The sequence below is a fragment of the Acidocella sp. genome (genome assembly GCF_035535915.1).
In the GTDB taxonomy this organism is placed as follows: domain Bacteria; phylum Pseudomonadota; class Alphaproteobacteria; order Acetobacterales; family Acetobacteraceae; genus Acidocella.
The window spans coordinates 1-25,303 of sequence record NZ_DATLPB010000118.1 but is presented as its reverse complement, the minus strand read 5'-3'; the positions used below and the strand labels follow the sequence as shown (position 1 = coordinate 25,303).

General features: G+C 63.5%; 23 protein-coding genes and 1 tRNA gene. 15 read left to right on the top strand and 9 right to left on the bottom strand.

The window, feature by feature from the left end; translation table 11 throughout:
• Positions 1-34 precede the first annotated feature (34 nt).
• Positions 35-178 carry a hypothetical protein gene (locus tag VNC39_RS15585; RefSeq protein ID WP_325400570.1) on the bottom strand — a complete coding sequence of 48 codons (144 nt, stop codon included), beginning with the start codon at positions 176-178 and terminating at the stop codon, positions 35-37.
• A gap of 23 nt (positions 179-201) precedes the next feature.
• Between VNC39_RS15585 and VNC39_RS15580 the strand changes: the two genes are divergently transcribed.
• The 10 genes from VNC39_RS15580 (at position 202) to VNC39_RS15535 (ending at position 10,544) form a co-directional block, all read left to right on the top strand.
• Positions 202-278 (top strand) — tRNA-Pro (locus VNC39_RS15580).
• A 112-nt stretch (positions 279-390) separates the two neighbouring features.
• Positions 391-645: a WGR domain-containing protein gene (locus tag VNC39_RS15575; RefSeq protein WP_325400569.1), complete on the top strand. Its 255-nt coding sequence runs from the start codon at positions 391-393 to the stop codon at positions 643-645.
• Positions 646-1,315: 670 nt separating this feature from the next.
• Complete coding sequence (locus VNC39_RS15570) at positions 1,316-1,873, top strand: spore coat protein U domain-containing protein (protein ID WP_325400568.1); 558 nt, start codon at positions 1,316-1,318, stop codon at positions 1,871-1,873.
• 206 nt (positions 1,874-2,079) lie between these two features.
• Positions 2,080-3,105, top strand: coding sequence for a fimbria/pilus periplasmic chaperone (locus tag VNC39_RS15565; protein WP_325400567.1), 1,026 nt, complete (start codon positions 2,080-2,082; stop codon positions 3,103-3,105).
• 16 nt (positions 3,106-3,121) lie between these two features.
• Entirely contained in the window at positions 3,122-5,275 is a 2,154-nt protein-coding gene (locus VNC39_RS15560; RefSeq protein WP_325400668.1) for a fimbria/pilus outer membrane usher protein, read from the top strand.
• On the top strand, positions 5,263-5,730 hold the full coding sequence (locus tag VNC39_RS15555; protein WP_325400566.1) for a spore coat protein U domain-containing protein: 468 nt from the start codon (positions 5,263-5,265) through the stop codon (positions 5,728-5,730). Before VNC39_RS15560 ends, VNC39_RS15555 begins: the two co-directional genes overlap by 13 nt.
• Before the next feature lie 341 nt (positions 5,731-6,071).
• A complete protein-coding gene (locus VNC39_RS15550) occupies positions 6,072-7,448 on the top strand; it encodes a Hint domain-containing protein (protein ID WP_325400565.1) in 1,377 nt (458 codons plus the stop codon).
• A 165-nt stretch (positions 7,449-7,613) separates the two neighbouring features.
• Positions 7,614-9,044 (top strand): hypothetical protein, encoded by a 1,431-nt coding sequence (locus VNC39_RS15545; protein ID WP_325400564.1) that lies wholly within the window; start codon positions 7,614-7,616, stop codon positions 9,042-9,044.
• 206 nt (positions 9,045-9,250) lie between these two features.
• Positions 9,251-9,688: a hypothetical protein gene (locus tag VNC39_RS15540; RefSeq protein ID WP_325400563.1), complete on the top strand. Its 438-nt coding sequence runs from the start codon at positions 9,251-9,253 to the stop codon at positions 9,686-9,688.
• Between the two features lie 262 nt (positions 9,689-9,950).
• On the top strand, positions 9,951-10,544 hold the full coding sequence (locus VNC39_RS15535) for a hypothetical protein (RefSeq protein WP_325400562.1): 594 nt from the start codon (positions 9,951-9,953) through the stop codon (positions 10,542-10,544).
• A gap of 18 nt (positions 10,545-10,562) precedes the next feature.
• Here the strand turns inward: VNC39_RS15535 and VNC39_RS15530 are convergent, their stop codons facing one another.
• Entirely contained in the window at positions 10,563-11,048 is a 486-nt protein-coding gene (locus tag VNC39_RS15530; RefSeq protein WP_325400561.1) for a phosphate-starvation-inducible PsiE family protein, read from the bottom strand.
• Positions 11,049-11,203: 155 nt separating this feature from the next.
• On the opposite strand from VNC39_RS15530, the gene VNC39_RS15525 reads away from it, so the two are divergent.
• A complete protein-coding gene (locus tag VNC39_RS15525; protein ID WP_325400560.1) occupies positions 11,204-11,743 on the top strand; it encodes a YbhB/YbcL family Raf kinase inhibitor-like protein in 540 nt (179 codons plus the stop codon).
• A 163-nt stretch (positions 11,744-11,906) separates the two neighbouring features.
• Here the strand turns inward: VNC39_RS15525 and VNC39_RS15520 are convergent, their stop codons facing one another.
• The 3 genes from VNC39_RS15520 to panC form a co-directional block, all read right to left on the bottom strand.
• Positions 11,907-12,977: a threonine aldolase family protein gene (locus VNC39_RS15520; protein WP_325400559.1), complete on the bottom strand. Its 1,071-nt coding sequence runs from the start codon at positions 12,975-12,977 to the stop codon at positions 11,907-11,909.
• Between the two features lie 46 nt (positions 12,978-13,023).
• Positions 13,024-13,443, bottom strand: coding sequence for a TIGR01244 family sulfur transferase (locus VNC39_RS15515; protein WP_325400558.1), 420 nt, complete (start codon positions 13,441-13,443; stop codon positions 13,024-13,026).
• Between the two features lie 224 nt (positions 13,444-13,667).
• A complete protein-coding gene (gene panC / locus VNC39_RS15510; protein WP_325400557.1) occupies positions 13,668-14,492 on the bottom strand; it encodes a pantoate--beta-alanine ligase in 825 nt (274 codons plus the stop codon).
• An 83-nt stretch (positions 14,493-14,575) separates the two neighbouring features.
• Between panC and cydD the strand changes: the two genes are divergently transcribed.
• The 3 genes from cydD to VNC39_RS15495 all read left to right on the top strand — a co-directional run bounded on the left by cydD (position 14,576) and on the right by VNC39_RS15495 (position 18,634).
• The gene (cydD, locus tag VNC39_RS15505; RefSeq protein WP_325400556.1) at positions 14,576-16,264 is read left to right on the top strand and encodes a thiol reductant ABC exporter subunit CydD; all 1,689 of its coding nucleotides are present in this window, start codon (positions 14,576-14,578) and stop codon (positions 16,262-16,264) included.
• Complete coding sequence (gene cydC / locus VNC39_RS15500) at positions 16,261-17,889, top strand: thiol reductant ABC exporter subunit CydC (RefSeq protein WP_325400555.1); 1,629 nt, start codon at positions 16,261-16,263, stop codon at positions 17,887-17,889. The genes cydD and cydC overlap by 4 nt, the downstream gene beginning before the upstream one ends.
• Before the next feature lie 277 nt (positions 17,890-18,166).
• Positions 18,167-18,634: an Hsp20 family protein gene (locus VNC39_RS15495; RefSeq protein ID WP_325400554.1), complete on the top strand. Its 468-nt coding sequence runs from the start codon at positions 18,167-18,169 to the stop codon at positions 18,632-18,634.
• A 187-nt stretch (positions 18,635-18,821) separates the two neighbouring features.
• Here VNC39_RS15495 and VNC39_RS15490 read toward each other — a convergent pair whose 3' ends face one another.
• The 4 genes from VNC39_RS15490 to VNC39_RS15475 all read right to left on the bottom strand — a co-directional run bounded on the left by VNC39_RS15490 (position 18,822) and on the right by VNC39_RS15475 (position 24,270).
• Positions 18,822-20,285 carry a glycosyltransferase family 39 protein gene (locus tag VNC39_RS15490; RefSeq protein WP_325400553.1) on the bottom strand — a complete coding sequence of 488 codons (1,464 nt, stop codon included), beginning with the start codon at positions 20,283-20,285 and terminating at the stop codon, positions 18,822-18,824.
• A gap of 133 nt (positions 20,286-20,418) precedes the next feature.
• Complete coding sequence (locus VNC39_RS15485) at positions 20,419-21,135, bottom strand: molybdopterin-dependent oxidoreductase (RefSeq protein WP_325400552.1); 717 nt, start codon at positions 21,133-21,135, stop codon at positions 20,419-20,421.
• Positions 21,132-21,743, bottom strand: coding sequence for a cytochrome b/b6 domain-containing protein (locus VNC39_RS15480; protein ID WP_325400551.1), 612 nt, complete (start codon positions 21,741-21,743; stop codon positions 21,132-21,134). The genes VNC39_RS15485 and VNC39_RS15480 overlap by 4 nt, the downstream gene beginning before the upstream one ends.
• Before the next feature lie 169 nt (positions 21,744-21,912).
• Entirely contained in the window at positions 21,913-24,270 is a 2,358-nt protein-coding gene (locus tag VNC39_RS15475; RefSeq protein ID WP_325400550.1) for a transketolase, read from the bottom strand.
• A 266-nt stretch (positions 24,271-24,536) separates the two neighbouring features.
• Here VNC39_RS15475 and VNC39_RS15470 point away from each other — a divergent pair.
• On the top strand, positions 24,537-25,303 hold a 767-nt coding region (locus VNC39_RS15470; RefSeq protein WP_325400549.1), incomplete at its 3' end, for an alpha/beta fold hydrolase.

Genomic DNA, 25,303 nt, shown 5'->3' with positions numbered 1-25,303 from the left:
TGATCGGGTAAGCAAAGGCAAGCGAAAGAAAGCGCTACTTTTTGTGAACAAAAAGTAGCAAAAAAACTTTATTTTGCTGGGCCTTGGGCATTGGCGCTGATACAGCCTCAGGCCCAGCGTAAACAAAAGTTTTTGCGCCGCTTTTTTCAAAAAGCGGCCTCTTGGCCTGCAGCGACATAGTTGCTACAGGCTCCACACGATCGGAGCGTAGCGCAGCCTGGTAGCGCATCAGTCTGGGGGACTGGGGGTCGTGGGTTCGAATCCCGCCGCTCCGACCAATTTTTCGGACAATTCAATCGCGCGCGTGGCTCCTGAACGGGGCGCCCCTTGGCCGGCGCGTGGCGACGATGCTAGTTCTGTCGGGAGATCACGCTCTAGCCTTGGATGTCCATGTCGGATCAGCTTGCGCTTTTTCCTGAAACAGTGGCCCTCACGCGGGTTCGCCCGGAGCGGGACGAAAGCCGCTTCTACCGGCTGGAAATCTGGCCCGATCTGTTCGGCCGCACCATGCTGGTCCAGCGCTGGGGACGCATCGGCACGGTCGGGCGGCAGCGCCTCGATCCGCATCCCGATGCCGGCTCGGCACTCAATGCCCTGGCGGAACTCGCCCGCGCCAAGCGACGGCGCGGCTATTGCGATGCCTAGACCCCAAGCTCCCTCCCGGCCATGACGCGGGAACCGGCCGGCGGCGCGAACCGAGACAAGCCAAGGTAAATGGCCGTCCGCGCGACGAAATACACGAATGATCCACAAGCTTATCCAGAACTCTGTGGATGGTTGGAAAACGTAACGAACGCCGCTTGCGATCGCGTGGATGCCGATGCCAGCCTAGGGAGTGTCGGGCTCGCCATTTTTTATCGGAATAGGAATGATTTTCTACCTTAGGTTTTGTGCGCCCGGCAGATGGGCGTGCAAATATTTTTTTGCTGAGGGAAGCATCAGCCAACACTGAGTTTTTAACGATCAAATAACTAAGTTGTTATTTTGTATCGAAATCCATGACGACGAAGTTAAAGTGTTTTCCTAAAGTTGTGTTAGATTTTCGTTGCAAAATGCGCTGTAAATATTGCATATAAGGCGCCGTGGTCATTTATTTGTGATAAGCCGCGCAAAAACAAAAACAGGCCATGGTGTAAGCGGTCTGGGACTCGAGTGAAGTAGGCGTCGTGTGGCGTCGCTCCCGCGCAGGTGCGGCGCGCGATTAAAACGAACAACATGTTTGATGATGAAGGGGAGCGCCGGACGGCGTTTCCCCAGCAGGGACGTTTGTCGAAGGAGACTATAACGCGTCATTTTTCAACATTATGAGGTCATTATGAAATGTAAAATGGTGAATCTCGCCGCGTCCTGCGGCGCGGGTGCGATCCTTCTCGGCCTGCTCGCCGCCGGGCCGGCTCATGCCGGCACGAGCACGGGCAGCATGCAGGTCTCCGCCAATGTGGCCGGCGCCTGCACGATCTCGGCCTCTCCCATGTCCTTCGGGGTGCTGTCCTTGAGCGGCGGAAATACCACGCAGCAGGACACGAGCACGACGGTGTCGTATAGCTGCAACATCACGCCGACGGCGTTCACCGTGGGAACCGGCCTCAATGATGCCAGCGCCACCGGCTCCGGCTACAATTACGCGATGGCCAACGGCACCAACTATATTTCCTACGGGTTGGACGTGTACGACAACAGCGCGACATTCACGCTGGCCAACGCCGCGGTGCCGGGAACTCCGGGCTCGCAGTACAATGTCGTCGATGGCGCCAACAGCCCGACCCTGGGAATGACAGGCGGTCCCTACACCCTCTCGGCGCGAATTCCCGCCTCCCAGACCACGATCGCGGGGACTTACGACGACACCGTGACCTTCACGATGGCGTTCTGAATCGAGGGGCAGTGCGACACGGAGTTTGGGGTGGCGGGGCGTGGTCCCGCCACCCCAAATACTTTTTGTTAACCGCGTGACTGCATACTGGCCGTAAATCATGAGGCCCCGGCGTCAGGTCGTCGCTTCATGGTTCATGCGGGCAGGGCGAACATCGCCATGCCGTGAACTGCGTGGTGGGTTTTCCTTTCCCCGGGAGGCTGGTCGTGACATCGTCCTTGAAAACCATCCTGGCGCTCGCTTGGGCCTTGCTGTTCGCGGCCAAAAGCGCCGCATGGGCCGCAGGGGTGTCTGTGATGCCGCTGCCCATGAGGCTGTCGCCCAACCAGCCCTCCGAACTCCTCCGCGTCACCAACGATGGTGACAGCGAGAACAGTTTTCAGATCCGGACATTCGTCTGGACGCAGCTGCCCGATGGTACGATCGATCTTCATCCCAGCCTGTCGATCGTCGCCTTTCCTGAAGTTTTCACCATCGGCCCGAACGAGACGCGCAATATTCGCGTCGGTGTGTTGCAGCCCTCGGGGGCGGCGGAGGCGACGTACCGGCTCGTCGTTCAGCAGCTGCCGCCGCCGCCTCTGCCCGGCAAGGTGATTCAGATCCTGCCGGGGATCGACCTGCCGGTCTTCATTGCGCGCGACGACGTCGCAGGCAAGCCGGAGATTGCCGGCGCCGCGGTCGCGCAGGGCGCGCTTTCCTTCGCCCTTGCCGACGCCGGCACCGCTCATATCCTGTTGCAAAGACTCATCGTCACGGGGCGCGACGAAGCGGGCAGGCGCGTGTTCGCAGCCGCCGCCGCGCCGTCTTACGTGCTGGCAGGCGGACACCGGGATTATGCGGTGCAGATCGGCGCGGGCGACTGTACCCGGATCCGGGCCATCGCCATCACGGCGCATTTTGCCGACCAGATCCCGCCTGTGACGCAGGAGGTGATCGTTCCGCCGGATGCGTGTTGGGCGCCCAGCCGGGGCTCACCGGCTTTGCCAATGATACCAGGCAGCACGTCAAAATTTTGGCCGACAGCGCCAGCCAGTGACAAAACGCGGCGCCGGACGCTGAGGCGTTCAGGTTTGCCGTTCCGCGTTTGGGGAGGGGCAGGTGCAGATATGCCGTACGGCACTCGCCGCCAGCGCGTGGTTCCTGGCACTGGGACTTGCTGTCCCGGGCCATGCCGGTGCCGAAACCCGGGGCCAGCGTGCGGCGCTCGAGCTCGTGCTCGACCAGGTGGATAAGGGGCCGATCCTCGTGATGATCCGCGGCAAAGACATACTCGCCTCCGTCCCGGCGCTGGAACAGGCCGGGATCAAGCTTCCACCCGGCCCGCGCGCGACGATCGACGGCACGATTTTTGTGCCGCTTTCCAGCCTCGCGCCCTCCATCGCCTACCGGTTCGATGACCGGAATCTCGTGCTGTATCTCACGGTGAAGCCGCGCGCGCTCGCCACCAACAGCGTCGATCTTTCCACCACTTCGCGCCCGTCTGATTTCGTCTATCGCCAGGCTCCCAGCCTCTTCGTCAATTATGCCTTCAGTGAAGCAGGGCCCAATTCCGTCACCGGCTTTACGGAGCAGGGGCTGAGCATTGATGGTGCGTTGCTCGACAATCAATTGTCCTATGCGGCGAATGTCCTGACCCGCACAAGCACGTCGCTGATCTTTGATGACCGCGACACATTGACCCGCCTGACCTTAGGCGATGCCATCGCATCCGACGGGCTTCTCGCCGGCGTCGCCAATGTGCTCGGCGTCAATTACACCAAGAATTTCACGATCAATCCCTATTTCATCACCTACCCACTGCAAACTCTCGCGGGCATGGCCAGTGTGCCGTCCACGGCCTATGTGTATGTGAACGGCCAGCTCGTGCGCACCATCCCGCTCCAGCCAGGGCCGTTCAATCTGCAGAATATTCCGGTCTCTTCCGGCAGTAGCAACACCCAGGTGGTGGTCCGCAATGCGTTCGGTCAGAGCCAGACGCTGCAGTCACCTTTTTACTTCGGCAGCAACCAGTTGAAGCAGGGGCTGTCGCAATATGCGTTCGATTTCGGCGTGGCGCGCGCGCAGGATTTTGTCGGCATGGGCGATTATCAGAATCTCGCCGGCCTCGCCTTTTACCGTTACGGCTTTACCGACTGGCTGACCGCCGGCGGATTTGCCACCCTGGAGGGGCCGGCGGCGACGGGTGGCGCCGAGCTCTCTTTGAGCGTGCCTTATATCGGCCAGATCGGGCTGACCGGAGCGCTCAGCCGCAGCGGCGGCACGCATGGCTGGGCCCTCGGCGCGCAATATTCCTATCAGACGGCAAAATTCTCTTTCGGGGGCGACTATCTGCGCGAGAGCGACCAGTATGTCGCCCTGGGCCTGACGCCGGCTGATGACCGCACCTCAGACCGTTACGACCTCTTTGCCGGCACCAGGCTGTTCGGCATCGACATGTCGGTGAATTACACGCATCTCAATGATCGCGATCTCGGTCCGGAGGATCAGGCGAATCTGCAATTCTCCCACACGGTCGGGCGCTGCTGTCTCCTGGTGCTATCATTGGGCCAGTCGCGCGTGCCGGACACGCCGGTGGACGATACGGTCCTGCTCAGCCTGACGATCCCGTTCGGGGGGCAAAGCACCGCCACCTTGTCCGCCGGGCGCTCGCAGAACGATTGGACCGAAACGGCGCAACTGCAGCGTTCGCTGCCGACCGACGAAGGGTTCGGGTACGCGCTGCAATTGCAGCACGATACCAACACGCTTCAGGCCGGTCAGCTCGCTTATCAGGCGCCGTTCGGCCTCTATCAAATCAATGCCGAGCGCGCCGGCAGCCAGACGACGCAATCGGCCAGTCTCAGCGGCGGGCTCGTGTATATCGATGGCGAGCTTTTCCCGACCCGCGCTTTGGACCAATCCTATCTCCTCGCCGAGGTTCCGGGTGTCGCCGGGGCAACGGTCGATCTCTACAACAACCCGGTCGGCAAGACCGATGCGCGGGGACAGATGCTCGTGCCGAACCTGCTCCCTTACTACGGCAATCAGGTCAGCATCGAGCCCAACACGATCCCCATCAATTACGACATCGGGTCGACCAGGTTCGACGTGGCGCCGCCCTATCGGGGAGGCGCCATCGTCACGTTCCCCATCGAACGGATTCAGGCGGTGGAAGGGCGGGTGCGGGTGATGGCGGCCGGCCGGGCCGTCGCCTTGGCCGGGGACCTGCTCACGATCACGGCGGATGGAAGGGATTACACCTCGCCACTGGGATCCGACGGCGGCTTCTATTTTGAAAACCTGCCGGCGGGCCGGCACAAGGCGCATATCCTCTATGCCGGCGGCACCTGCGATTTCGCCGTGACGGTGCCGAAGAGCAGCAACACAGTCATTCAGATCGGGAGGCTCACATGCAATTCATAAGGCAGGCACGGAAATTCGGCGCCGTGATCGCGATGGCGGCGTGCCTCGTCCCCATCGCGTGTTTTGGCCAGGCCTGTACGGTGAACGGCGTGGTGATGAATTTCGGCACCTACAATCCCCGGCTTTTGACGCCGACGCTGACCACCGGAACGGTTACGTTCCGTTGCACGGCAAGCGTTCCGGTAACGATCAAATTTTACGGGGCCGGCGGGGGGCGGGACGGGGCTTATCTGACGTCCCGGAACCGCCAGCTGAATTTCAGGTTGTTTCTCGATCCGGCACGCACGGAGCCGCTGGGGGATGGCCTGGACGGCACCCAGGATTACACCAACCCGGCGCCGCCGGCGAACACGCCGGTGACGGTGCCGATTTTCGGGGAGATCCCGCCCGGGCAGAACGGTGCGCTGGCCGGCGCCTATGCCGACACGCTGACGCTCGAGATCGATTATGAATAAGATTTTCGTATCGTGACGCTCGCCCGTGCGTTTGCCGAAGGCCGCGGCCCGGTTGGGGCACGAGAAGGGCGCGTGACGGAACGGTCCGGATCAGGCCGGGTCATGCGCGATGGAAAAAGGGCATAAAGCCATGTATTTGTGGTTGCAAAAAAATCTTGTATCGATATAGGAACGAATAAGCGGCGGTTAAGAATCGTGCAGAAAGATGTCTACCTGACGTAACACGCTTGCCTCAAGGCCGGATCGGCGTTGCCTGGCAGAGGGGAGCGGTGCGCTATCGCACGGTTGCGTCGGTAAGTTTGGCGTTTGTGTCCGCAACCTGGATCGGCAAGGAGCCGGAGATGGCAACGACGATATATGAAAACTCTACGACGAGCCCGTCCTATTCTTTAACGGAGACGACCAGTTTTTTCGGGCTGGGAAAGTCGACCTACAAGCTGGTGATCACCTATCCGGTCGGATATGGCACGGATATAACGGTTTCGTCGATACCCAGCGACAATGTCCTGACCAAGAGCGGTGGCACGCTGTCAACGTCGGGAAGCGCTGTGACCGGCGGCCAGGCCTATGTGATTCCTCCCACTATTTCGGGAACCATCGACATCACGAACCCGCTGATCAGTGGAACGGATACGTTCTATGTCGGCGGCAAGGCAACGCTTAGTTCCTTCGTCGGAAAACTCACCGGCTATGTCGCGCAAGTCGATGGCGGCAGCCTGACGGTCGCCAATTTCGGGTTTGGCACGTTCGAGGGGCTCACCGTGTCCCTGGACAATGGCGGAACATTGTCCACCGGCCGGACGCCGCTCAGCGCCCTGAAGGGAATGACCGTCGATTTCGGCGCCAACGGGGGCACGTTCGTGGTCGATTCCAGCAGCGGTTCGGCTGACTTGTCCGGCATCACGATCAATGGCTTCGTGTCCGGAAACGACAAGATAGAGTTCACGAACCTCGCGGGTGTGTTCAGGAGTTTTTCGATTTCCGATGTGGGATCATCGGAACAGCTTGTCACGCTTTTCGGCGCCAACGACAAGGTGCTCGGCCGTTTCGTCGTCGTCGGTACGTCGCTGTCCGATGCTACGCTCAAGGCGACGGTGAACGGCGATACGGTCACATTTTCCGACCCGCCCGCGGCCCCTTGTTTTCTTTCCGGCACGCGCATCCGCACGCCGGAGGGGGAGGTAAGTGTCGAAAACATCAAAGCAGGCGACCTCATCCTCACCGGCGATGGCCGCATTGTGCCGGTGCGCTGGGTCGGCGCCAAAAAATTGTCATGCAGCGTCGCCCAGGCGGCGCAGCTCATGCCCATCTGCATCCAGGCCGGCGCCCTGGCCGATAACGTGCCGTCGCGCGATCTCTACGTGTCGCCGGACCACGCAATGTATCTCGATGGCATGTTGGTGCCGGCGCAATATCTTCTCAATGGTGTCAGCATCACGCAAAGCGAGCAGACCGGGACGATCACGTATCATCATGTGGAAACTGACCCGCATGAGATCATCGTCGCGGAAAATGCTGAAACCGAATCTTATCTCGACATCGGCAACCGTGCCAGCTTCACGAACGCGGCGATCGTTCCCCTGTTTCCGACGGAAGAGCCGAAAACCTGGGAGGATGCCTGCGCACCGCTGCTGTTGAGCGGCCCGGAACTCGCCGTGCTCCAGGCGCGGCTCGCGGCGCGCGCAGTGCAGCGGCCGATGTTGGGGCAGGTGGCTTAAAAGGAAGGAAGTGAGCGCTACTTTTTGTGAACAAAAAGTAGCAAAAAACTTTGTTTACTTTGGGCCGTGCTGGTTTCGCCGCCACCGGCCCAGCGTAACCAAAAGTTTTTTGCGCCGCTTTTTTTCAAAAAAGCGGCTGCTTCCTTATCTCAAGGGCCGTTCGCCATGACCGACCAAAATCCGCACCAAATCGCCGCCGCGATCGTCAAGCTCGCCGATTCAGGTCTTTTCGACCGGGCCTGGTACGAGGCGCAGTATGGCGATCTCCTGGCGGCGGACAGCGCGGCGCTGGTGCAGTTTTGCGATGTCGGCTGGCGCCGTGGGTTGCGACCCAATCTGTGTTTCGACCCGGCGCATTATCTGGCGGTCAATGCGGATGTGCGCGAAGCGGGGCTCAACCCGCTGCTGCATTACCTGGAATATGGCGAGGCGGAGACACGCTGGCCCGGCCCGCATTTCGATCCTGAATGGTATCGCGCCACGCAAGGGTTGGCGGCCGATCAGAACGGCCTCGCGGATTATCTGCGGCGGCAGCGCGACGCGTCGGTGAACCCGAATGGCGGGTTCGATTCCCTCTGGTATCAGGAGGAATACGGCCACGAGATCCCGCCAGGGCTTTCTCCTTTCGAGGATTATCTTCGGCATGGCGCCGCGCAAGGGCGCGACGTGTCGGCGGCGGCGCGATTCATCCGGCTTTCCGGCGCGTTCGACCCGGATTTTTACCGCAGGCATCACAATCCGGGCACGCTCGACCCGGTTTATCATTTCTGCGCCTTCGGATGGCGGCGCGGCTACAATCCGGGCCCGGGATTTGCGACCAGATGGTATTTGGAACACAACCAGGATGTGGCCGAAAGCGGCGTCAATCCGTTTTACCAATATCTCAAATGCGGCATCGCCCAAGGCCGGCACCCCACGCCGGAAAGGCCCGCGCCGGACGATGCCGCGCATGACGAAGCGCAGCTCGCCGCATCAGGCTTATTCGATGTCAACTACTATCTGGCCATGTACCCAGATGTGCGCCAAAGCGGTGTGAGCGCCATTCGCCATTTTTCCGCGTTCGGCTGGCGCGAGGGGCGCCGGCCGAACCCATATTTCGACACGTCATGGTATGCGCTGACTTACCTGCCATCGCCGTCTGCCGCGATGAACCCGGTGCTGCATTACATCGCCGTCGGGGAGCGGAATAATTGCAAGCCGAGCGTCTATTTCGACCCGGCCTGGTACCGGATGGAATACCGGGTGCCGGCGGATGAGCTGGCGTTGCGGCATTTTCTCGAGCACCGCCGCGCGCAGAGTTTCAGCCCGCTGCCCTGGTTTGATGTGGCGCGCTACATGCGGGCGCATGGCGCGGAGGTTGGGGGCAATCGCGACCCGTTCGCGCATTATCTGCGCGTCGGAATCACACGGGATATCGATCCCGGTCCGGATTTCAATGCCGCCCTTTATCGCGCGGCGCATATGGAGGAAGTGCCCCCCAGGGGCCGGCCGGGTTCGGGCGAGGAGGTTCACGAAAAGTTCCGGCGTGAGCGTCACAATCCTTTGGTCCATTTTTTGCTACGCGGGCACAAAGTGGGGGCCGGCGAGGTTATGTAACCGGCGCTGCCTGCCGGATTGCCGGCACGGCCAAGCGGGCATAACGTGAAATTCATGATTGCCGGGGCGGAATTTAATATCGGCGGAGAACCGTCCGGCGCAACATGCCCCATGCCAAGCGAGGCGGCGCGCCCGTGCCGGCCGGGGGCCGGCGGACAAAGCGCCCAATCCGCGATGAGCGAAAGCGTCATCATGGGGTCGTGATCATGAGAGCCCGCAAATATCTCGTCCTCGGCATTCTGGGCATGGCCGTTGCCGCCGCGCCTGCCGCGGCGCATGGCGGTTGGGGCGGCGGTGGCTGGCATGGCGGCGGCTGGGGCGGCGGCTGGCATGGTGGCTGGCATGGTGGGTGGGGCGGCGGTTGGGGCGTTGGCATCGGCATCGCGCCGTTTTACGCGGCGCCGTATTATCCCCCTTACTATCCACCGCCGGCCTATTATGCGCCCCCCGCTTATTACCCGCCGCCGGCCGGCTATTATTCGCCTTATCCCGGCTATATCGCCCGGGACCCATCAGCCGGCACAAATGCGCAGTCCTGCAATGCCGGCTCGTATGTCTGCCCGATGGAAGTGCCCGTGCCGGCCGGCGCACGGTGCTATTGCCGGGGCAATAACGGTCAACGTGTCTACGGTTCGGCCCAATAGCGGGCCGACCAAGACAGGGTTAGCATTTCCTGCTAGTCTGAACCCGACGGGCACGATGCGATGAGGGTTATGTTTCACGGCGCTGTGGGGAATCGGTTACCGTTCCGCATGCAGGTTGATCGCCGAACGCCGTGCTCGGCCAGTTTTTCCGACGAGGGATCCCATGAAACGGTTTTTAGGCGCTGCCTGTATCCTTACCTCTTTGATCGCTTTCAGTCAGCCAAGTTGGGCGGACCCGGCGCCATCGCAGATTCAGGCGGAAATGAACGCAGGGCAGTGGCAACAGGCGCATGACGACCTGCTGACGGTGCTGCGCGACCATCCCGACAGCCACAAGGCGGCGAGCATGCTGGCCACGGTCGATACCCATCTGGGCCGGCAACAGAATGGCATCGTGCCGCTCAACACCGCGCCGTCGCAGGGCCACCATGGCGCGCTGCTGCCGATCGTGCTGCTGGTGGTCGGCGTCTGGCTGCTGTTCCGCTTCATGCGGGCCCGGCAGCAACGCGCCATGGGCGGCATGTATGGTCCGGGCGGGCAGGGGTTCGGTCGTGGCCCGGCGCCGTTCAACCCGAATATGGGCCCGCCGCCGGGCTATAATAATCCGAACATGTACCCGCAGCCGCCGGCCGCCGGAGGCGGCCTGATGGGCGGCATCGCCGGTGGGCTGCTCGGCGGCGCGATCGCCGAGGAATTGCTCGGCAATCGCGACCGGCCGGTGAACGAGACCATCATCAACGAGAACGGCAACAATACCGGCAATTCCGGCAATGATAGCTGGGACAATAACGCCAATGATTCGTCGCAACAGGCGGATAACTGGAACGACGACAACAACAGCGACGGCTGGGGCTGAGCCGTTCCGGGCACCGCGTCAGCTTAAACGGTCGTCCTCATAGGGCGGCCGTTGGCGCCCGAAGCGCGCGGCGATGCTCCGGGCGATGACCAGCACGATCACCAGCACACACAAGGTGAGGATGTCGACCGCGGAAATCACCTGGGCGTAGAGCTGGATCAACAATTCGCGCAAGGCGAACACGATCGTCACGTCGAGCAGGTTCGCCAGGCGGATATGCCGCGTCCGGGCGTATTCCATGAAGGTGTTGAACAGTTCGATGAGAATGACGACTTCCAGCACCTGCTCGACGAGCCCGCGCAGCATGGCCTCGTCGGCGTTCCGGCCTGCGAACGGGATCATTTCCCACGTGGCGACCACGGCCTGCAGGAAGGCAAAGCCAAGCGCGACCAGCATCAGCGGTATCACACCGAGAATGATCAGCTCGATCGCCCGGTCATAAAGCCGGAATATCAAGCGCCGCAGACCGCCATCATGGCGCGTCTCGTTTTTCAACTCAGTCAAGCCGTTATGTCTCCTTCGTCCAGCTCTCACCAAAAAATTAGAGCATGATGTTTCGCCATCATGCTCTAACTGTTTGACACGGTCACATATTTTGCCGGTGCTGGACAGGGGACGGAAATCCCGTTTCCGTGAGTCAAAAATCACGGAGGTGATCGATGCGCCAAGTTTTGTCCGCTCTTTGCCTGATCGCATGGCTGCCCATCTCGGCGGGCGCCGCAACCCTGCCGGAAATTCACGTCAGCAGCGCCAGCTTTGCCAATGGCACGGCGCAGCCGCGCAGCGTCGCCTTCGCCGCGTGCGGGGGTGGTGATATCTCGCCGCAACTGAGCTGGCGCGGCGCGCCGGCGGGCACGAAAAGCTTCGCCCTCACCGAGTTCGATACCGACGCGCGGGGCGGCGCCGGTTTCTGGCACTGGCTGGTGGTCAACATTCCGCCCTCCGTCACCAGCCTGAACGCGGGCGCCGCCCTCCCGGCCGGCGCCGTCGCCGGCCTGACCGACCACGGCCTGCCCGGCTATCAGGGGCCATGCCCACCAGTGGGCGACCCGCCGCACCATTATATTTTCACGATCAGCGCCCTGAATGTCGCCAGCCTGCCATCCATTACCCAGGACTCCACCGGCGCCGAAGTGCAAATGGCCCTGCGCGGCCATGTCATCGCGCAGGGAACCTATACGGGGACGTATGTGCGGTAGGGGAAAAGGAAGGGAGTAAGCAAGCGCTACTTTTTGTGAACAAAAAGTAGCAAAAAACTTTGTTATGCTGGGCTATGGGCGTTGTCAGCGACATAGCCACCGGCCCAGCGTAACCAAAAGTTTTTGCGCCGCTTTTTTCAAAAAGCGGCTGCTTTCTTCTTCCTTAAGCCACTTCAGCCAGAACATGCCGCTTGGCGGCGGCGAGCAACCCGTCGACATCGGTTTCGCGCGTGCTCCAGGCTGTGACCAGGCGGATGATTCGCGTCTCCATGCCCGGCTGCGCGGGCCAGCGGTAGAAACCATAACCATCCTGCAGCAGCGCCTCGACCACCGCTTCCGGCATGCTGACGAAGAGTTCGTTGGCCTGCACCTCATGGATCAGCCGCATGCCGGGCAGTTCATGCAGCCCGCGCGCCAGGCGGCTTGCCATGTCATTGGCGTGGCGTCCATGCCGCAGCCACAGACCGTCCTGCAACGAGGCCAGAAGCTGCGCGCTGATGAAGCGCATTTTCGAGAGAAGTTGCGCGCCGCGCTTGCGCCGATATTCGAACGCGCCGGCCTGTTCGCGATTGAAAAAGATCACGGCCTCGGCGCCCATCGCGCCGTTTTTGGTGGCGCCGAAGGAGAGCACGTCCACGCCCGCCTTCCAGCTCGCCTCGGCTGGCGTGCACCCGAGATGCGCCACCGCATTGGCAAAGCGCGCCCCGTCCATGTGCAGGCGCAGATCATGCGCGCGGCCGAATGCGGCCAGCGCGCTGATCTGGTCCGGCGTATAGACGGTGCCCCACTCGGTAGCCTGAGACACGCTGATGGCAGACGGTTTCACGCAATGCACGCCGCGCACCGAGGCGGCCTCTTGGATCGCCCTCAGATTCTGCGGCGCGAGGCGCCCATCCGCGGTCGGTACGGCCAGCAGTTTTGCGCCGCCGGTGAAAAGTTCCGGCGCGCCGCATTCATCCCGCTGGATATGCGCGCTCTCATGGCAATAGATGCCGCCATGCGGCGGCACCAGTTCGGCCAGTGCCAGCGCGTTCGCCGCGGTTCCGGTGGCGACCGGGTAGATCGCCAGGTCGCATTCGAACATTTCGCGCGCGCACGCGGTGAGCTTCTCGGTCCACGGGTCGTTGCCATAGCCGTGTGCCGTGCCGTGATTGGCTTCGACGATCGCGGCCATGATCTCAGGCGCGACTTGCGTGACGTTATCGCTGGAGAAGTCGAGGCATGGTTCGGTCATCCGGGGCTCCTTCAATCCGCCGCAAATGGTCGCCGGTCTGTGGTGCTCAGATCTTGGCGTGAAGGTGCGGTTCCAGCCCGCTGAGATCATAGCCGGCCTGCGTGGCGTGGCGTAGAATCTCGGCGGCCGGCATCTGGCCAGCCTGGGCCAGCGCCCACATCGATGTCGAGCGCATGCCGCTGCGGCAATAAGCCAGGACCGGGCCGGGGGCGCTCTGCAACGCCGCCGCCATGCGCTGCACGGAATCAACGGTCATGTTCGCGGCGGTCACGGGGATGTCGACGAAATTCAGCCCGTGCTGCTTCGCCAGGGCCTCGATCTCCGCCGCGTGCGGCTGACCGGGCGCTTCGCCGTCCGGCCGGTTATTGATGATGGTCGTAAACCCGGCCTGCGCCGCGGCGGTAACTTCAGCGGCGCCGATCTGCGGAGAGACGGCAAAATTTTCGGTGACGAGCTTGAACGGCATCAGCAATTCTCCGGACTTGCGGGCCGGAAATGGCGGCCCTTTCGATGCACCCTTCGGCCAAGGGCAAAGCGAGGTCAAGAAAGCAGCCGCTTTTTAAAAAAAGCGGCGCAAAAATTTTTATTGTGCTGTGGCGGTGAAACCAGCACGGCCCAAAGTTAGCAAAGTTTTTTTGCTACTTTTTGTTCACAAAAAGTAGCCTTCCTTTCTCCCTTTTTTGCTGTCCTCTAATCGACCGGCACGTTGTCGAGCAGCCGCACACTGCCGAGCCGCGCGGCGGCGATCAGGCGCGCCGGGCGGGTGAGGCGCTCCAGCGGCTCCAGTGTCTCGGCGCCAACCAGCGCCAGATAGTCCGGTGCCATCCCGGCGGCGATCAATTCCTGTTTCGCCACGTCAAGTGATGTGGCCACGGCGTCGCCGCTGCCGATGGCGGACGCGGCGCGGGTCAGCGCCGCATGGAGCGCCGGCGCCGTCTGGCGTTCGGCTGGCGTGAGAAAGCGATTACGGGAGGAGAGCGCCAGCCCGTCCGTCTCGCGTACGGTCGGCACCGGCACGATCTCCACCGGAAGCAGGAAATCGGTGGTGAAGCGGCGGATCACCTGCACCTGCTGCCAGTCTTTTTCGCCGAAATAGGCGGCACGCGGCCGGACCTGGCCAAACAATTTGGCCACCACCGTGGCCACGCCGGAGAAATGGCCGGGCCGCATCATGCCTTCCCAAAGCGTGGCCGGGCCGCCCACGGTGATCGTGCTGGCCGCCTCCGGCGGGTACATGGTGGCGACATCGGGCAGCCAGACCAGATCGCAGCCGGCTTGCTCCAACTGTGCCAGATCGCCCGCCTCGTCGCGCGGGTAACGGGCCAGATCCTCGCTCGGGCCGAATTGCAGCGGATTGACGAAAATGCTCGCCGCCACCGGTTGCCCGGCCTGTCGCGCCGCCGCCACCAGGGAAAGATGCCCGCGATGCAGCGCCCCCATGGTCGGCACCAGGCCGACGGGGCCCAGTTCATCGAGAGCGGCGTGGAGATCGGGTAAATTACGGGCGATTTTCATGGCCGTCCTGTTGACGATTTTCGGACGTTCGTCCAGTCAGCCGGAGGCTGGGCAGGGCGGGTCGCAAGCGGTATGAAAAACTCATGAGTTTCAGAACCAAGGCCTGGGTGAAGGCCGAGATACAACTCGGCCGGCGGGCTGCGACGCTGCCGATTTTGTTCGGTGCGGTGCAAACTATTTTCGGGATCGGCCAGGCCGCCTGTGCGGCGCGGCTCCTGGCCGCCGTGCTGCATCTGGCGGCACGGGATCTGGGTCTCCTTTGGGCCGCCATGGGGTTTATCCTGTTCGCGATCTTGCGCGCCGGCGCGCAGATGCAGGCTGAGCGGCTCGGGTTTGAAGCCAGCGCCGCGGCGCGCCGCCGGCTGCGCAATGGCGTGCTGTCCACGCTGCTGGCGCTGGGGCCGGGCGGGCTGCGTGGCCGGCATTCGGCCGAGCTGGCCGCCACTGCCATCGACCGCGTCGAGGCGATGGACGGGCTGCACGCCCGCTGGATCGCCGCCACCACCCTGGCCGTCATCGCCCCGGCGCTGGTCGGGCTGGCGGCTTTATGGGTGGACTGGCCAAGCGGCCTCGTGCTGCTCCTTGCCGGGCTTTTCACGCCGTTCGCCATGGCGGTGGCGGGCATCGGCGCGGGCGTCGCCGCCAAGCGGCAATTCCTCGCCATGACAAGGTTGCAGGTGCGCTTTCTTGACCGCATCCGCGGCATTTCCACCATCGTGCTGGCCGGCCGCGCGGCCGACGAGGCGCGCGCTTTGGCCGCCGCCGCGGAGGAATTGCGCCATCGCACCATGCGCGTGCTGCGCGTCGCGTTCCTCTCTTCCACGGGGCTCGATCTTGCCGCCGCCGCCGCCCTCATCATCATCGTGCTGCGCTTCGCCGCGATTTTGCATGGTTCGCTGGCCCTGGCTCCTACGGCGTTGTTCGTGCTGCTGCTGGTGCCGGAATTTTTCGCGCCGCTGCGCAGCTTCGCCGCCGTTTATGCCGACCGCATGAGCGCCGAAGCGGTGGCCGAAGAATTCTGCGCCTTGCCGCTGCCGCCGGAAACCGTGCCGGCCGCGGAAATTCGCACCGTCGCCGCGCAGGGCCTGACCCTGGCCTTCGAGCACCTGTCCTTCACCTGGGATGAGGCGCGCGGCAAGGTGCTGGACGATCTGTCCTTCCGTGTCGGTGCCGGGGAAATCCTGCTCCTCACCGGGGCCTCCGGTTCCGGTAAATCCACCATCATCGACCTGATCCTCGGCTTCATCGAACCGCAAGCGGGCCAGGTGACGATCAACGGCGCGGAGCTCGCCACGCTGGTTCCGGCGGCGCGCACCCGCATGCTCGGCTGGATCGGCCAGAAGCCGGTGATTTTCGCCGGCAGCATCGCCGAGAATATCCGTTTCGCCCGGCCCGAGGCCGGCGATGGCGAGGTTGCCGAGGCGATCCGCCTGGCGCGGCTGACCGACGTGATCGCTTCCCTTCCGCAGGGCGCGGAAACGCGGATCGGCGAGGGCGGGTTCGGGCTTTCCGGTGGTCAGGTGCAGCGCATCGCCATCGCCCGCGCCTTCCTCAAGGACGCGCCGCTGCTGCTGCTGGATGAGCCGACGGCGCATCTCGACCCCGCCGTGGAGCGCGACGTGCTGGACAGCATCAAACGCCTGGCCGTCGGGCGCACGGTGATCCTCGCCACCCATTCCGCGGTGGCGATGGATTTCGCCCGCAATTCAGGCGCCCGCCGGCTCGATCTCGACGCGTTGCGCTACGTCAAGCTGCGGGGGGTGGTGGTATGAACCCGGTCGTTCGCATTCTTGTGCTGTGGCGGGCCCAGGCGGCGTGGCTGGTCCTGGGGGCGCTGCTTTTCCTCGGTGCGCTGGCTGCCGGCGCGGCGCTGATGGGCGCCTCCGGCCGTTTGATCGCGCTGGTCATTTCCGGCGGCGTGGCTCTGACGCCGCTGCTGCTGCAGTTCACCGGCACCGCCCGCGTGGTGCTGCGCTATCTGGAGCGCGTCGTCACCCACGAAGCGATGTTCCGCGCCCTCGCGTCGCTGCGCATCTGGCTGTTCATGGGCCTGACCCGCAGTGCCGCCGGCGGGCTCGGCCTGCGCCGCTCCGGCGACGTGCTGGCGCGCCTGGTCAACGACGTGGACGCTTTGGACGGGCTGTATCTGCGGATTCTGGTGCCGCTGCTCGGCGCCGTGCTGCTCCTGCCGATCCTCGCCGTGCTGCTGTGGCACGAGCTGGCCACCGCGCTCCTGGTCCTTATCCCGTTTGGCTATGTCGCCTTTTTCCTGCCGCTGCGCGCGGCGCGCCTGGCGCGGGCCAACAGCGCACGCGCCGGGCTGGCGATGTCCGGCCTGCGCAGCATTGTTCTCGACGCGCTCACCGGCCTGCGCGAGGTGAAGATTTTCGCGGCGGAGGGGCGCATGCTGGCCGCCGTGCAGTCGCGCGAAGCCGCCTACCTGGCGGCGCAGCGCGACCTCGTGTTCCGCAGCAGCGCCCTGAACGGCCGCGCCTATATCGCCGCCCAGTTCGGTATTTTGCTCGCGCTGCTCGTCGGCCTGGCGGGCGCGCCGGTTGCCGCGTTCATTGCCGTGTTCGTGCTGATCCTGGCCTTCGAGACGGTGCTCGGCCTGCCGCGCGCCGGGTTGCTCTATGGCCGCGCCGCCGCCGCCGCGGTGCGCGTGGTCTCCGCCGCCGAAGCGCCGGCGCCGGTCGTGGACCCGCCGCACCCGGCCGCCATGCCGGACGGCAATGCCATCGCCTTCGAGCATGTGAGCTTCCGCTACGCGCCGGACCTGCCTTACGTGTTCGAGAATCTCTCATTGCAATTGCCGCGTGGCTCGCGCACGGCGATTCTCGGCCCCTCGGGCGCCGGCAAATCCACCATCGCCGCTTTGTTGCTGAAACTCGTCGCGCCCGAGGCCGGGCAGATCCGCCTCGGCGGCGCCGATCTCGCCGCCTTGCCGTCCGAGGCGGTGCGCCAGCGCATCGCCTATCTCAGCCAGACCACGCATCTGTTCGCCGACACCATCCGCCATAATCTGCGCCTGGGCGACCCCACCGCCGACGATGCGCGGCTCTGGGCAGCGCTCGAGATGGCGCAGGTGGCCGAGGCCGTGCGCGCTCTGCCCGAAGGGTTGGACACGTGGCTGGGTGAGGGCGGGCAGACGCTCTCCGGCGGGCAGGGGCGACGGCTCGCCCTGGCGCGCACGCTGCTCTCCGACGCGCCGATCCTGGTGCTGGACGAACCCTGCGCCGGCCTGGACGTGGCGACCGAGATGGAATTCATGCGCACGCTCAACGCCGCCGTCACCGGCCGCACCGTGCTGCTGATCCTGCACCGCCTGACCGGGGCGGAACAATTGGACCGCATCTGGCGCTTGACCGCCGGTACGCTGGTTGCGGCCGCGGGCTGAGCAGGACTACTTTTTGTGAACAAAAAGTAGCAAAAAAACTTTGTTAACTTTGGGCCCGTGCCGTTTCCACGCCTCGGACCCAGCATAACAAAAGTTTTGCGCCGCTTTTGATCGAAAAAGCGGCTGCTTTCTTCTGCCCCTTGAATCGGGGCGCGAAAATTCCATAATTTCCAGTGGTCCAAAGCGCCTCGCAAAGGGTTTTGGGCGACTTGCCTGCCGGTCCGCCTGATGGGGACCGGACAATGAAAACGACCTTGCTAAATTCAGGAGGTTTATCATGACGTATGACTTTGCGCCGTTGTTCCGTACCGCAATCGGCTTCGACCGCCTTGCCCGTCTGGTGGATACGCTGCCGCAGGATGCGACGACCTACCCGCCCTACAATATTGAAAAAACCGGCGAGGAATCCTATCGCCTCACGCTCGCGGTCGCGGGCTTCTCCGCTGACGATATTGAGCTGACGGTGAAGGACAATGCCTTGGTGGTGGCCGGGCGCGTCGCCGAGGAACCCAGCAAAAATGAGTTCCTGCATCGCGGCATCGCTTCGCGCGCTTTCACCCGCCGTTTCGTGCTGGCCGACCATATGGTGGTCGAGGGCGCGGATATCGCCAACGGCCTGCTCCACGTCTCGATCAAACGTGTGCTGCCGGAAGCGGCGAAACCCCGCCGGATCACCATCGCCAACGCGAACGCCGGGACGGCGCCGAAGACGATCGACGGGCCGGACGTGCCGCAAGCGGCCTGACGCGGCGCGATCTCAGGGCTGGAGCACGGTGAACCGTGCTCCAGCTTTTTCGTATTTCGCAAAGGCAAAAAGAAAGCAGCCGCTTTTTAAAAAAAGCGGCGCAAAAATTTTTGTTATGTTGGGGCATGGGCGTTGTCGCTGACACAGCCCATGGCCCAGAGTAAACAAAGTTTTTTTGCTACCTTCCTTACGTCCCCGGCACGTGGCGCAGATCGGTGCCGAGCAATGTCGGGATCACCAGCAGCACGTCATGGCCGTGCATCACTGTCAGTGCCGGGCCCGGCCGCAGCAGCATGAAGTCAGGGGCATATTGATCGGCGATCTGCGAAACATTTCCCGGCATGGCCAGGATGAGAATGTTCTTGTGCAGCAGTGAGGAAGTTGGCGTGGTGATGCCGAATTCATGCGTGTCCGCTCCGAACACCGTGACCGGGAGCCGGTCGCGCAGGGCGTAGCTGATCTTGCCGGCATCGTACCAGCGCAAGGCGGCCACAGCCTGCACGTCGCGCGGCATGCGGATATTGGTCGTGTTCCAATCGACGATCTGCAGCAGCGGCGATTTGCCGGGCGGGAAGAAATGATTGAGGCCGGGGATGAAGTTCAGCGTTGCTTCGGCGGCGATGAACAAGGCGGCGAAGGCGAGCAAAGCCCCTGAGAGCGCCGCCACGATGTTGCGCAAACGCGGCCGGAAGTTTTCCGCCCAGTTTCCCAGCAGCGGCAGCAGCATCAGATAGCCCGGCGTCGCCCAGTGATAGAGGATTTTCGTTGCCGACCAGATGCCGACGACGGAGAACAGCACCACCGGCAGCAGGCCGAGCAGACTGAGCAGCCAGCCCCGCCGCTCCGCCGGGCCGCGCCGCAACGCGCCGATCTGCAGGCAGACCATCGGCAGCCATAGCCAGGGGAGCAGAAACAAGGCTTCGCCGCCCCAGATGGTCAGCGGCGCCAAAGGATGCAGGCGCACCCCCGTTGCGCGGCCGCCCTGGTAATCGAAAGACTGCCAGCCATGACTTGCGTTCCACCAGATCACCGGCAGGAACATCGCCACGGCCAGCACGGCCGCGCCCCAGGGTGCGAAGCGCCGCAGCTCCCGCCGTGAGACAGGGTCGCTCAGCATGGCGAGCGCCGCGCCGGCCAGCACCAGAGCCGCGTTGTATTTGCTCAGCATGGCGAGCCCGGCGAAGAACCCTGCGGCGAGCCACAAGCGCGGCTGCGGCGGCGTCGGCGTGGCGGCAATGCCGAGCGCCCGGAGCATGGCGTAGAGTGCGGCCAGCAGCGCCGCGTCCAGCGGCCCGTCCGGCAGCACCCAGCTGCCGAAGGCGAGCGAGAAGACCGGGGAGATATTATAGGCCACCACCGCCCAGAACGCCGCGCTTTGTGTGTAGAGACGCGCCGTGATGCGGTAGAGCAGCCAGGAAGACACCGCCGACAGCAGAATGAAAGGCAGGCGCACGACGATCGGCGCCATGCTGTGAAACAGCGCCCGGCTGCCCAGTTCCAGCCACCAGGAGGCGAGCGGATGGTCGAAATAGGAAAGCGCGAAATGGTCCGACGCGGCGACCATGTAGCTCTCATCGATGCCGAGACCGGTGAAATTCGCGAAAACCAGCCGCAGCACCGTGGCCAGCAGCACAACCCAGACTGCATTCATGCCTGCTGCATGGCGTGGCATCGAAATTTACGCAAGGGCGCCATAGGCTGTGTCATCGACCAAGCCCATGGCCCAGCATAAAAGAAGTTTTTGCGCCGCTTTTTTCCAAAAAGCGGCTGCTTTCTTCCCTTCTCTAGCTACCGCTGAACCAGTTATATCCCTGGTTTTCCCAATAGCCGCCGGGATAGGCATTGGTCACCGCCAGGCTCACCAGCGATTTCGGGTTTTTGAAGCCGAGCTTGGTGGGAATGCGCAGCCGCAGGGGGGCGCCGAACGGCGGGGTGAGCGGAGCGCCCAGGAAGCTGGTGGCGAGGATCGTCTGCGGGTGCAGCGCGCTCGCCATGTCGATGCTGGAAAAATACTGGTCCGCGCACTGGAACGAGACATAACGGCAATTCAGGTCCGCGCCCACGTGCCGCAGGAACGCGCCGAGCGGCACGCCGCCCCATTGGCCGATCACACGCCAGCCTTCGACGCATACGAGGCGGGTGATCTGCTGTGTCTGCGGCAGGCTGTTCAGCGCCGCCAGGGTCCAGGGCGCCTTGTCCTGTATCTGTCCGCCCAACTCCAGCCGCCAGGTCGCGGGGTCGACCACCACCACCTGGTCGATGCCGTAATAAGCGTTGAAGCGCGGCGGGTGCGTGATCTGGTCCGGGCGGAAGGTGGGCGCCAACCTATGCGGGTTGAACAACGCCTCTTGCACGCGGTCGTTCCAGGCGGACATCATGCGCAGGAACCGGTCCGCGAGGTCGGGATGGGCCGGGTCCTCGTAATTGCAGCCGGCCAATGGCGTCACCGCCCCCAGCGCCAGCGCACGCATCAGCAGAGCGCGACGGTCGATCGGTGTCATGATTCCTGGCGCCCTCCGGTGATCATCGGCGGCAGCACCTTCGGCACCAGAGCGACCAGGGACAGATGAATCGCAAAGAAGGCGACAATTGCGGCCATCGCGAAAAAATGCACGTAGCGCGAGGTGACAAAGCCGCCGAACAGGTCGCTGAGGAACCAGAGCTGTACCGGCTTCCAGATCGCCAGCCCCGACAATACCGCCACCAGCCCGGCGAACAACACGCCGAGATAAAGCAGCTTTTGCACCGCGTTATACACGCCCGGTTCGTGTTTCAATTGAAACATCAGCGCCGCACGCAGATCGCGCAGCACGCTTGCTGGGCTGAGTGGCAGGAATTTCCGGTAATGTCCGCTGGCCAGTTTCCAGATGACATAGACCAGCCCGTTGATCCCGAGCAGCCACATGAAGGCCAGATGCCAGGCGATGGCCGCGCCCAGCCACCCGCCGATGGTAATGACACGCGGGAAGGTGACGCTGAACAAAGGCGAGGCGTTATAGATCTGCCAGCCGGAGCCGATCATGACCACGATGGCAATCGCATTCAGCCAATGCACGACCCGTAGCGGCCAGGGATGGATCACACGGCGTTTCGGAGTTGGATTTTGCATGGGCGCAATCCCTCGAAAGCGAAGGAAGAAAGTAGCCGCTTTTTGAAAAAAGCGGCGCAAAAACTTTTGTTTATGCTGGGCCCGCGGCGGTGAAACCAGCACGGCCCAAAGTAATAAAGTTTTTTTGCTACTTTTTGTTCACAAAAAGTAGCGCTTCCTTTTTTCTAGCCTAGAGCAGCCCCTCCGCGCAGGCGTCGAGGATTGCCGATGCGTCGATCTCGTAGTGCGCATAGAGGTCCGGAATATCACCGGACTGGCCGAATTTGTCGGGGCCGAGCGCCATCACCCGCTGCCCGCGCACCCCGCCCAGCCAGGCATGGGCCGCCGGGTGGCCGTCCAGCACGCTCACCAGGGCGGCGTCGCGGGCCAGCGGCGCCAGCAGGCGCTCGATATGCGCATGGGCGGCGATGCCCTGGCGGCGCTGGCGCTGCGCCGCGCGCCAGCCGGCATAGAGCCGGTTCGGGCTGGTCACGGCGAGCAGGCCGGCCTCGGGCACATCCTCGCGCAGGAGCGCAAAGGCCTTTTCCGCCTCGCCGGCCACGGCGCCTTGGTAGGCGATGGCGATTTTGCTCCCCTCCGCGGGGGGCACGACCCAATGCGCGCCGGCGATCACATCGCCTTCGTTCAGCGTGCGTTCGGGCTGGAGCAGCATGGAGGTCGAGAGTCGCAGCCACACGGCGCTCCCCGCGGGATCCTGCATGTGCGCGAAGGCGTGGCGGAGCAGAATGGCCAGTTCGTCGCAATAGGCCGGCTCGAAGGCGGCCAGCCGGTCCTGCACGATGCCGAGCAGCGGCGTGTTGGTCGCTTGGTGCTGCCCGCCTTCGGGCGCCAGGGAAATGCCGGAGGGGGTAGAGACCAGCAAAAAGCGCGCATCCTGATAGCAGGCGTAAAACAGCGCATCATGCCCGCGATTGACGAACGGATCATAGACCGTGCCGATCGGCAAAATCCGCGCCCCGGTGAGATCGTGGCTCAGCCCGGCGGCGCCGAGGAGCAGAAACAGATTCTGCTCGGCGATGCCGAGCTCGATATGCTGCCCTTCGGGGGTGCTGCCCCAATGCTGGGCGCTGGCGAGCTTGCCGTCGCGGAACACGTCTTCGCGGCTGTGCCGGTCGAACACGCCCCGCCGGTTGATCCAGGGGCCGAGATTGGTGGAGACCGCGACGTCCGGGCTAGTGGTGAGGATATGCCGGGACAGTTCCGCGCTCTCCCCCTGGGCGCGGCCGATCTCCGACAAAATCTCGCCGAACCCGGCCTGGGTGCTCATCCGCCTTCCGGTGATTTTCGGTTGCGGCAGGCGGGCGGGCAGGGCGATGGGGTCGGCGTGCAGCCGGCGGCCATGGTTGGTGAGCGGCGCCGCGTAAGGCACGCTGTGGATGAAACGTTCGACTTCCTGCGGGTCGGCCAGGCCCTCGAACCGGTCCCATTCATGGCCGGCGCGGATGTTCAGGCGCTGCTGAAACGCCTGCATCTGCTCGACCGTCATCATGCCGGCATGGTTGTCCTTGTGTCCGGCGAAGGGCAGGCCCCTTCCTTTGATGGTATAGGCGAGGAACACGGTCGGCTGGTCGTGATGCGCCGCGGCGCGGAAGGTTTCGGTAAGGGTGGCGAGGTCGTGCCCGGCGAGGTTGGTCATCAGCGCCGCCAGCGCGTCATCGCCCAACGGATCGATGATGGCCCGCACGTTGCGCGATTTGCCCATATCGGCGAGCAGCGCCTGCCGCCAGGCCGCCCCGCCCTGGAAGGTCAGCGCGGAATAGATCGAGTTCGGGCATTCATCCACCCAACCGCGCAGCGAGGCGCCGCCGGGCCGGGCGAAGGCCGCCTCCAGCCGCTTGCCGTATTTCAACGACACGACCTTCCAGCCCATGTCGCGGAACAGCCCCTCGAACCGGCCGAACAGCCGGTCGGGAATCACCGAATCCAGGCTCTGGCGGTTATAATCCACCACCCACCAGACATCGCGCACATCGTGCTTCCAGCCTTCGAGCAGCGCTTCGTAGATATTGCCCTCATCGAGCTCGGCATCGCCGGCGATGGCGATATGGCGCGGCCGTGGCGCGGCGGGGTCGACCAGCCTGTGTGCCCGCAAATAATCCTGCATCAGCGCGGCAAAGCTGGTGAAGGCGACGCCGAGCCCGACCGAGCCGGTGGAAATGTCGATCTCCGGCCCGTCCTTCACGCGGGACGGATAGGCCTGGGCGCCGCCGAACTGCCGCAGCCCGGCCATTTGTGCCACGTTCTGCCGGCCGAACAGATAATTCACCGCATGCAGCACCGGCCCGGCATGCGGCTTCACCGCCACGCGGTCGAACGGGCGCAGGCTGTCGAAATACAAGGCGGCCATGATGCTGGTGACCGAGGCGCAGGAGGCCTGGTGGCCGCCGACCTTCAAGCCGTCGCGGTTGGGGCGGAGATGATTGGCGTTGTGGATCATCCAGGCGGACAGCCAGAGCAGTTTCTGCTCCACCGTCGCCAACATTTCCAGTTTCCCCAATTCCGAGCCAAGCGGCCGAATTTCGTTCATGCCGCGAGATTAGTGCATTCCGCCGGCCGGGGGAACGAGAAAGAGCCCGGCCGGCCCGTTCGGGATATCGATGATTGATTTTGGAATCGTTCCCGATTCCCGCTAAACCGAAGCTGCGGCGTGTTGGGGATGCATCTCTAAAATTGCCGCCTACGACATCCCACAAAATCCGCTCGGCCGTTTCGCCTCGACGTGGCCGGTTCGTACGTCGGCAGCGGTTCGAACGGCTCTGGCTCGTCGCGTCACCTTAGCAAAGGATCAAGGACATGAGCACGGTCACGACCAAGGACGGCGTGGAGATTTTCTATAAGGATTGGGGGCAGGGGCAGCCGATCGTTTTCCACCATGGCTGGCCGCTGAGCTCGGACGACTGGGATACGCAGATGCTGTTCTTCGTCCAGCAGGGTTATCGGGTGGTCGGGATCGACCGCCGTGGCCATGGGCGCTCAAGCCAGGTTTCCGAGGGGCATGACATGGATCATTACGCGGCCGACGCGGCCGCGGTCGTCGAGCATCTGGATCTTCATAACACCATCCATATCGGCCATTCCACCGGCGGCGGCGAAGCGACCCGCTATGTCGCGCGCCACGGCAAGGGCCGGGTCGCGAAGCTGGTGCTGGTGGCGGCGGTGCCGCCGATCATGATCAAATCGCCCAACAATCCGGGTGGCCTGCCGATCGAGGTGTTCGACGGCTTCCGCAAAAGCCTGGCCGCCAACCGCGCGCAATTTTACCGGGAGGTCGCGTCCAAGCCCTTCTACGGGTTCAACCGCGCCAGCAACCCGCCGCTCGATGGCGTCATCGACAATTGGTGGCGTCAGGGCATGATGGGCAGCGCCAAGGCCCATTATGAGGGCATCAAGGCATTCTCCGAAACCGACCTCACCGACGATTTGAAGAGCATCGACGTGCCGACCCTGTGCATACAAGGCGACGACGATCAGATCGTGCCGTATAAGGGCGCTTCGGAACTGCAGGTCAAGCTGCTCAGGAACGCCACCATGAAGCTTTATCCCGGTTTCCCGCACGGCAT

What these genes read in the sequence shown, in the direction of transcription:
- VNC39_RS15490 (WP_325400553.1), bottom strand. Translation starts at nt 20,285, where the DNA reads ATGAATGCAGTCTGGGTTGTGCTGCTGGCCACGGTGCTGCGGCTGGTT.
- cydD (WP_325400556.1), top strand. Translation starts at nt 14,576, where the DNA reads ATGAGTTTCAGAACCAAGGCCTGGGTGAAGGCCGAGATACAACTCGGC.
- VNC39_RS15480 (WP_325400551.1), bottom strand. Translation starts at nt 21,743, where the DNA reads ATGCAAAATCCAACTCCGAAACGCCGTGTGATCCATCCCTGGCCGCTA.
- VNC39_RS15555 (WP_325400566.1), top strand. Translation starts at nt 5,263, where the DNA reads ATGCAATTCATAAGGCAGGCACGGAAATTCGGCGCCGTGATCGCGATG.
- VNC39_RS15560 (WP_325400668.1), top strand. Translation starts at nt 3,122, where the DNA reads ATGATCCGCGGCAAAGACATACTCGCCTCCGTCCCGGCGCTGGAACAG.
- VNC39_RS15545 (WP_325400564.1), top strand. Translation starts at nt 7,614, where the DNA reads ATGACCGACCAAAATCCGCACCAAATCGCCGCCGCGATCGTCAAGCTC.
- VNC39_RS15520 (WP_325400559.1), bottom strand. Translation starts at nt 12,977, where the DNA reads ATGACCGAACCATGCCTCGACTTCTCCAGCGATAACGTCACGCAAGTC.
- VNC39_RS15550 (WP_325400565.1), top strand. Translation starts at nt 6,072, where the DNA reads ATGGCAACGACGATATATGAAAACTCTACGACGAGCCCGTCCTATTCT.
- VNC39_RS15570 (WP_325400568.1), top strand. Translation starts at nt 1,316, where the DNA reads ATGAAATGTAAAATGGTGAATCTCGCCGCGTCCTGCGGCGCGGGTGCG.
- VNC39_RS15525 (WP_325400560.1), top strand. Translation starts at nt 11,204, where the DNA reads ATGCGCCAAGTTTTGTCCGCTCTTTGCCTGATCGCATGGCTGCCCATC.
- cydC (WP_325400555.1), top strand. Translation starts at nt 16,261, where the DNA reads ATGAACCCGGTCGTTCGCATTCTTGTGCTGTGGCGGGCCCAGGCGGCG.
- VNC39_RS15585 (WP_325400570.1), bottom strand. Translation starts at nt 178, where the DNA reads ATGTCGCTGCAGGCCAAGAGGCCGCTTTTTGAAAAAAGCGGCGCAAAA.
- VNC39_RS15535 (WP_325400562.1), top strand. Translation starts at nt 9,951, where the DNA reads ATGAACGCAGGGCAGTGGCAACAGGCGCATGACGACCTGCTGACGGTG.
- panC (WP_325400557.1), bottom strand. Translation starts at nt 14,492, where the DNA reads ATGAAAATCGCCCGTAATTTACCCGATCTCCACGCCGCTCTCGATGAA.
- VNC39_RS15495 (WP_325400554.1), top strand. Translation starts at nt 18,167, where the DNA reads ATGACGTATGACTTTGCGCCGTTGTTCCGTACCGCAATCGGCTTCGAC.
- VNC39_RS15515 (WP_325400558.1), bottom strand. Translation starts at nt 13,443, where the DNA reads ATGCCGTTCAAGCTCGTCACCGAAAATTTTGCCGTCTCTCCGCAGATC.
- VNC39_RS15475 (WP_325400550.1), bottom strand. Translation starts at nt 24,270, where the DNA reads ATGAACGAAATTCGGCCGCTTGGCTCGGAATTGGGGAAACTGGAAATG.
- VNC39_RS15575 (WP_325400569.1), top strand. Translation starts at nt 391, where the DNA reads ATGTCGGATCAGCTTGCGCTTTTTCCTGAAACAGTGGCCCTCACGCGG.
- VNC39_RS15540 (WP_325400563.1), top strand. Translation starts at nt 9,251, where the DNA reads ATGAGAGCCCGCAAATATCTCGTCCTCGGCATTCTGGGCATGGCCGTT.
- VNC39_RS15485 (WP_325400552.1), bottom strand. Translation starts at nt 21,135, where the DNA reads ATGACACCGATCGACCGTCGCGCTCTGCTGATGCGTGCGCTGGCGCTG.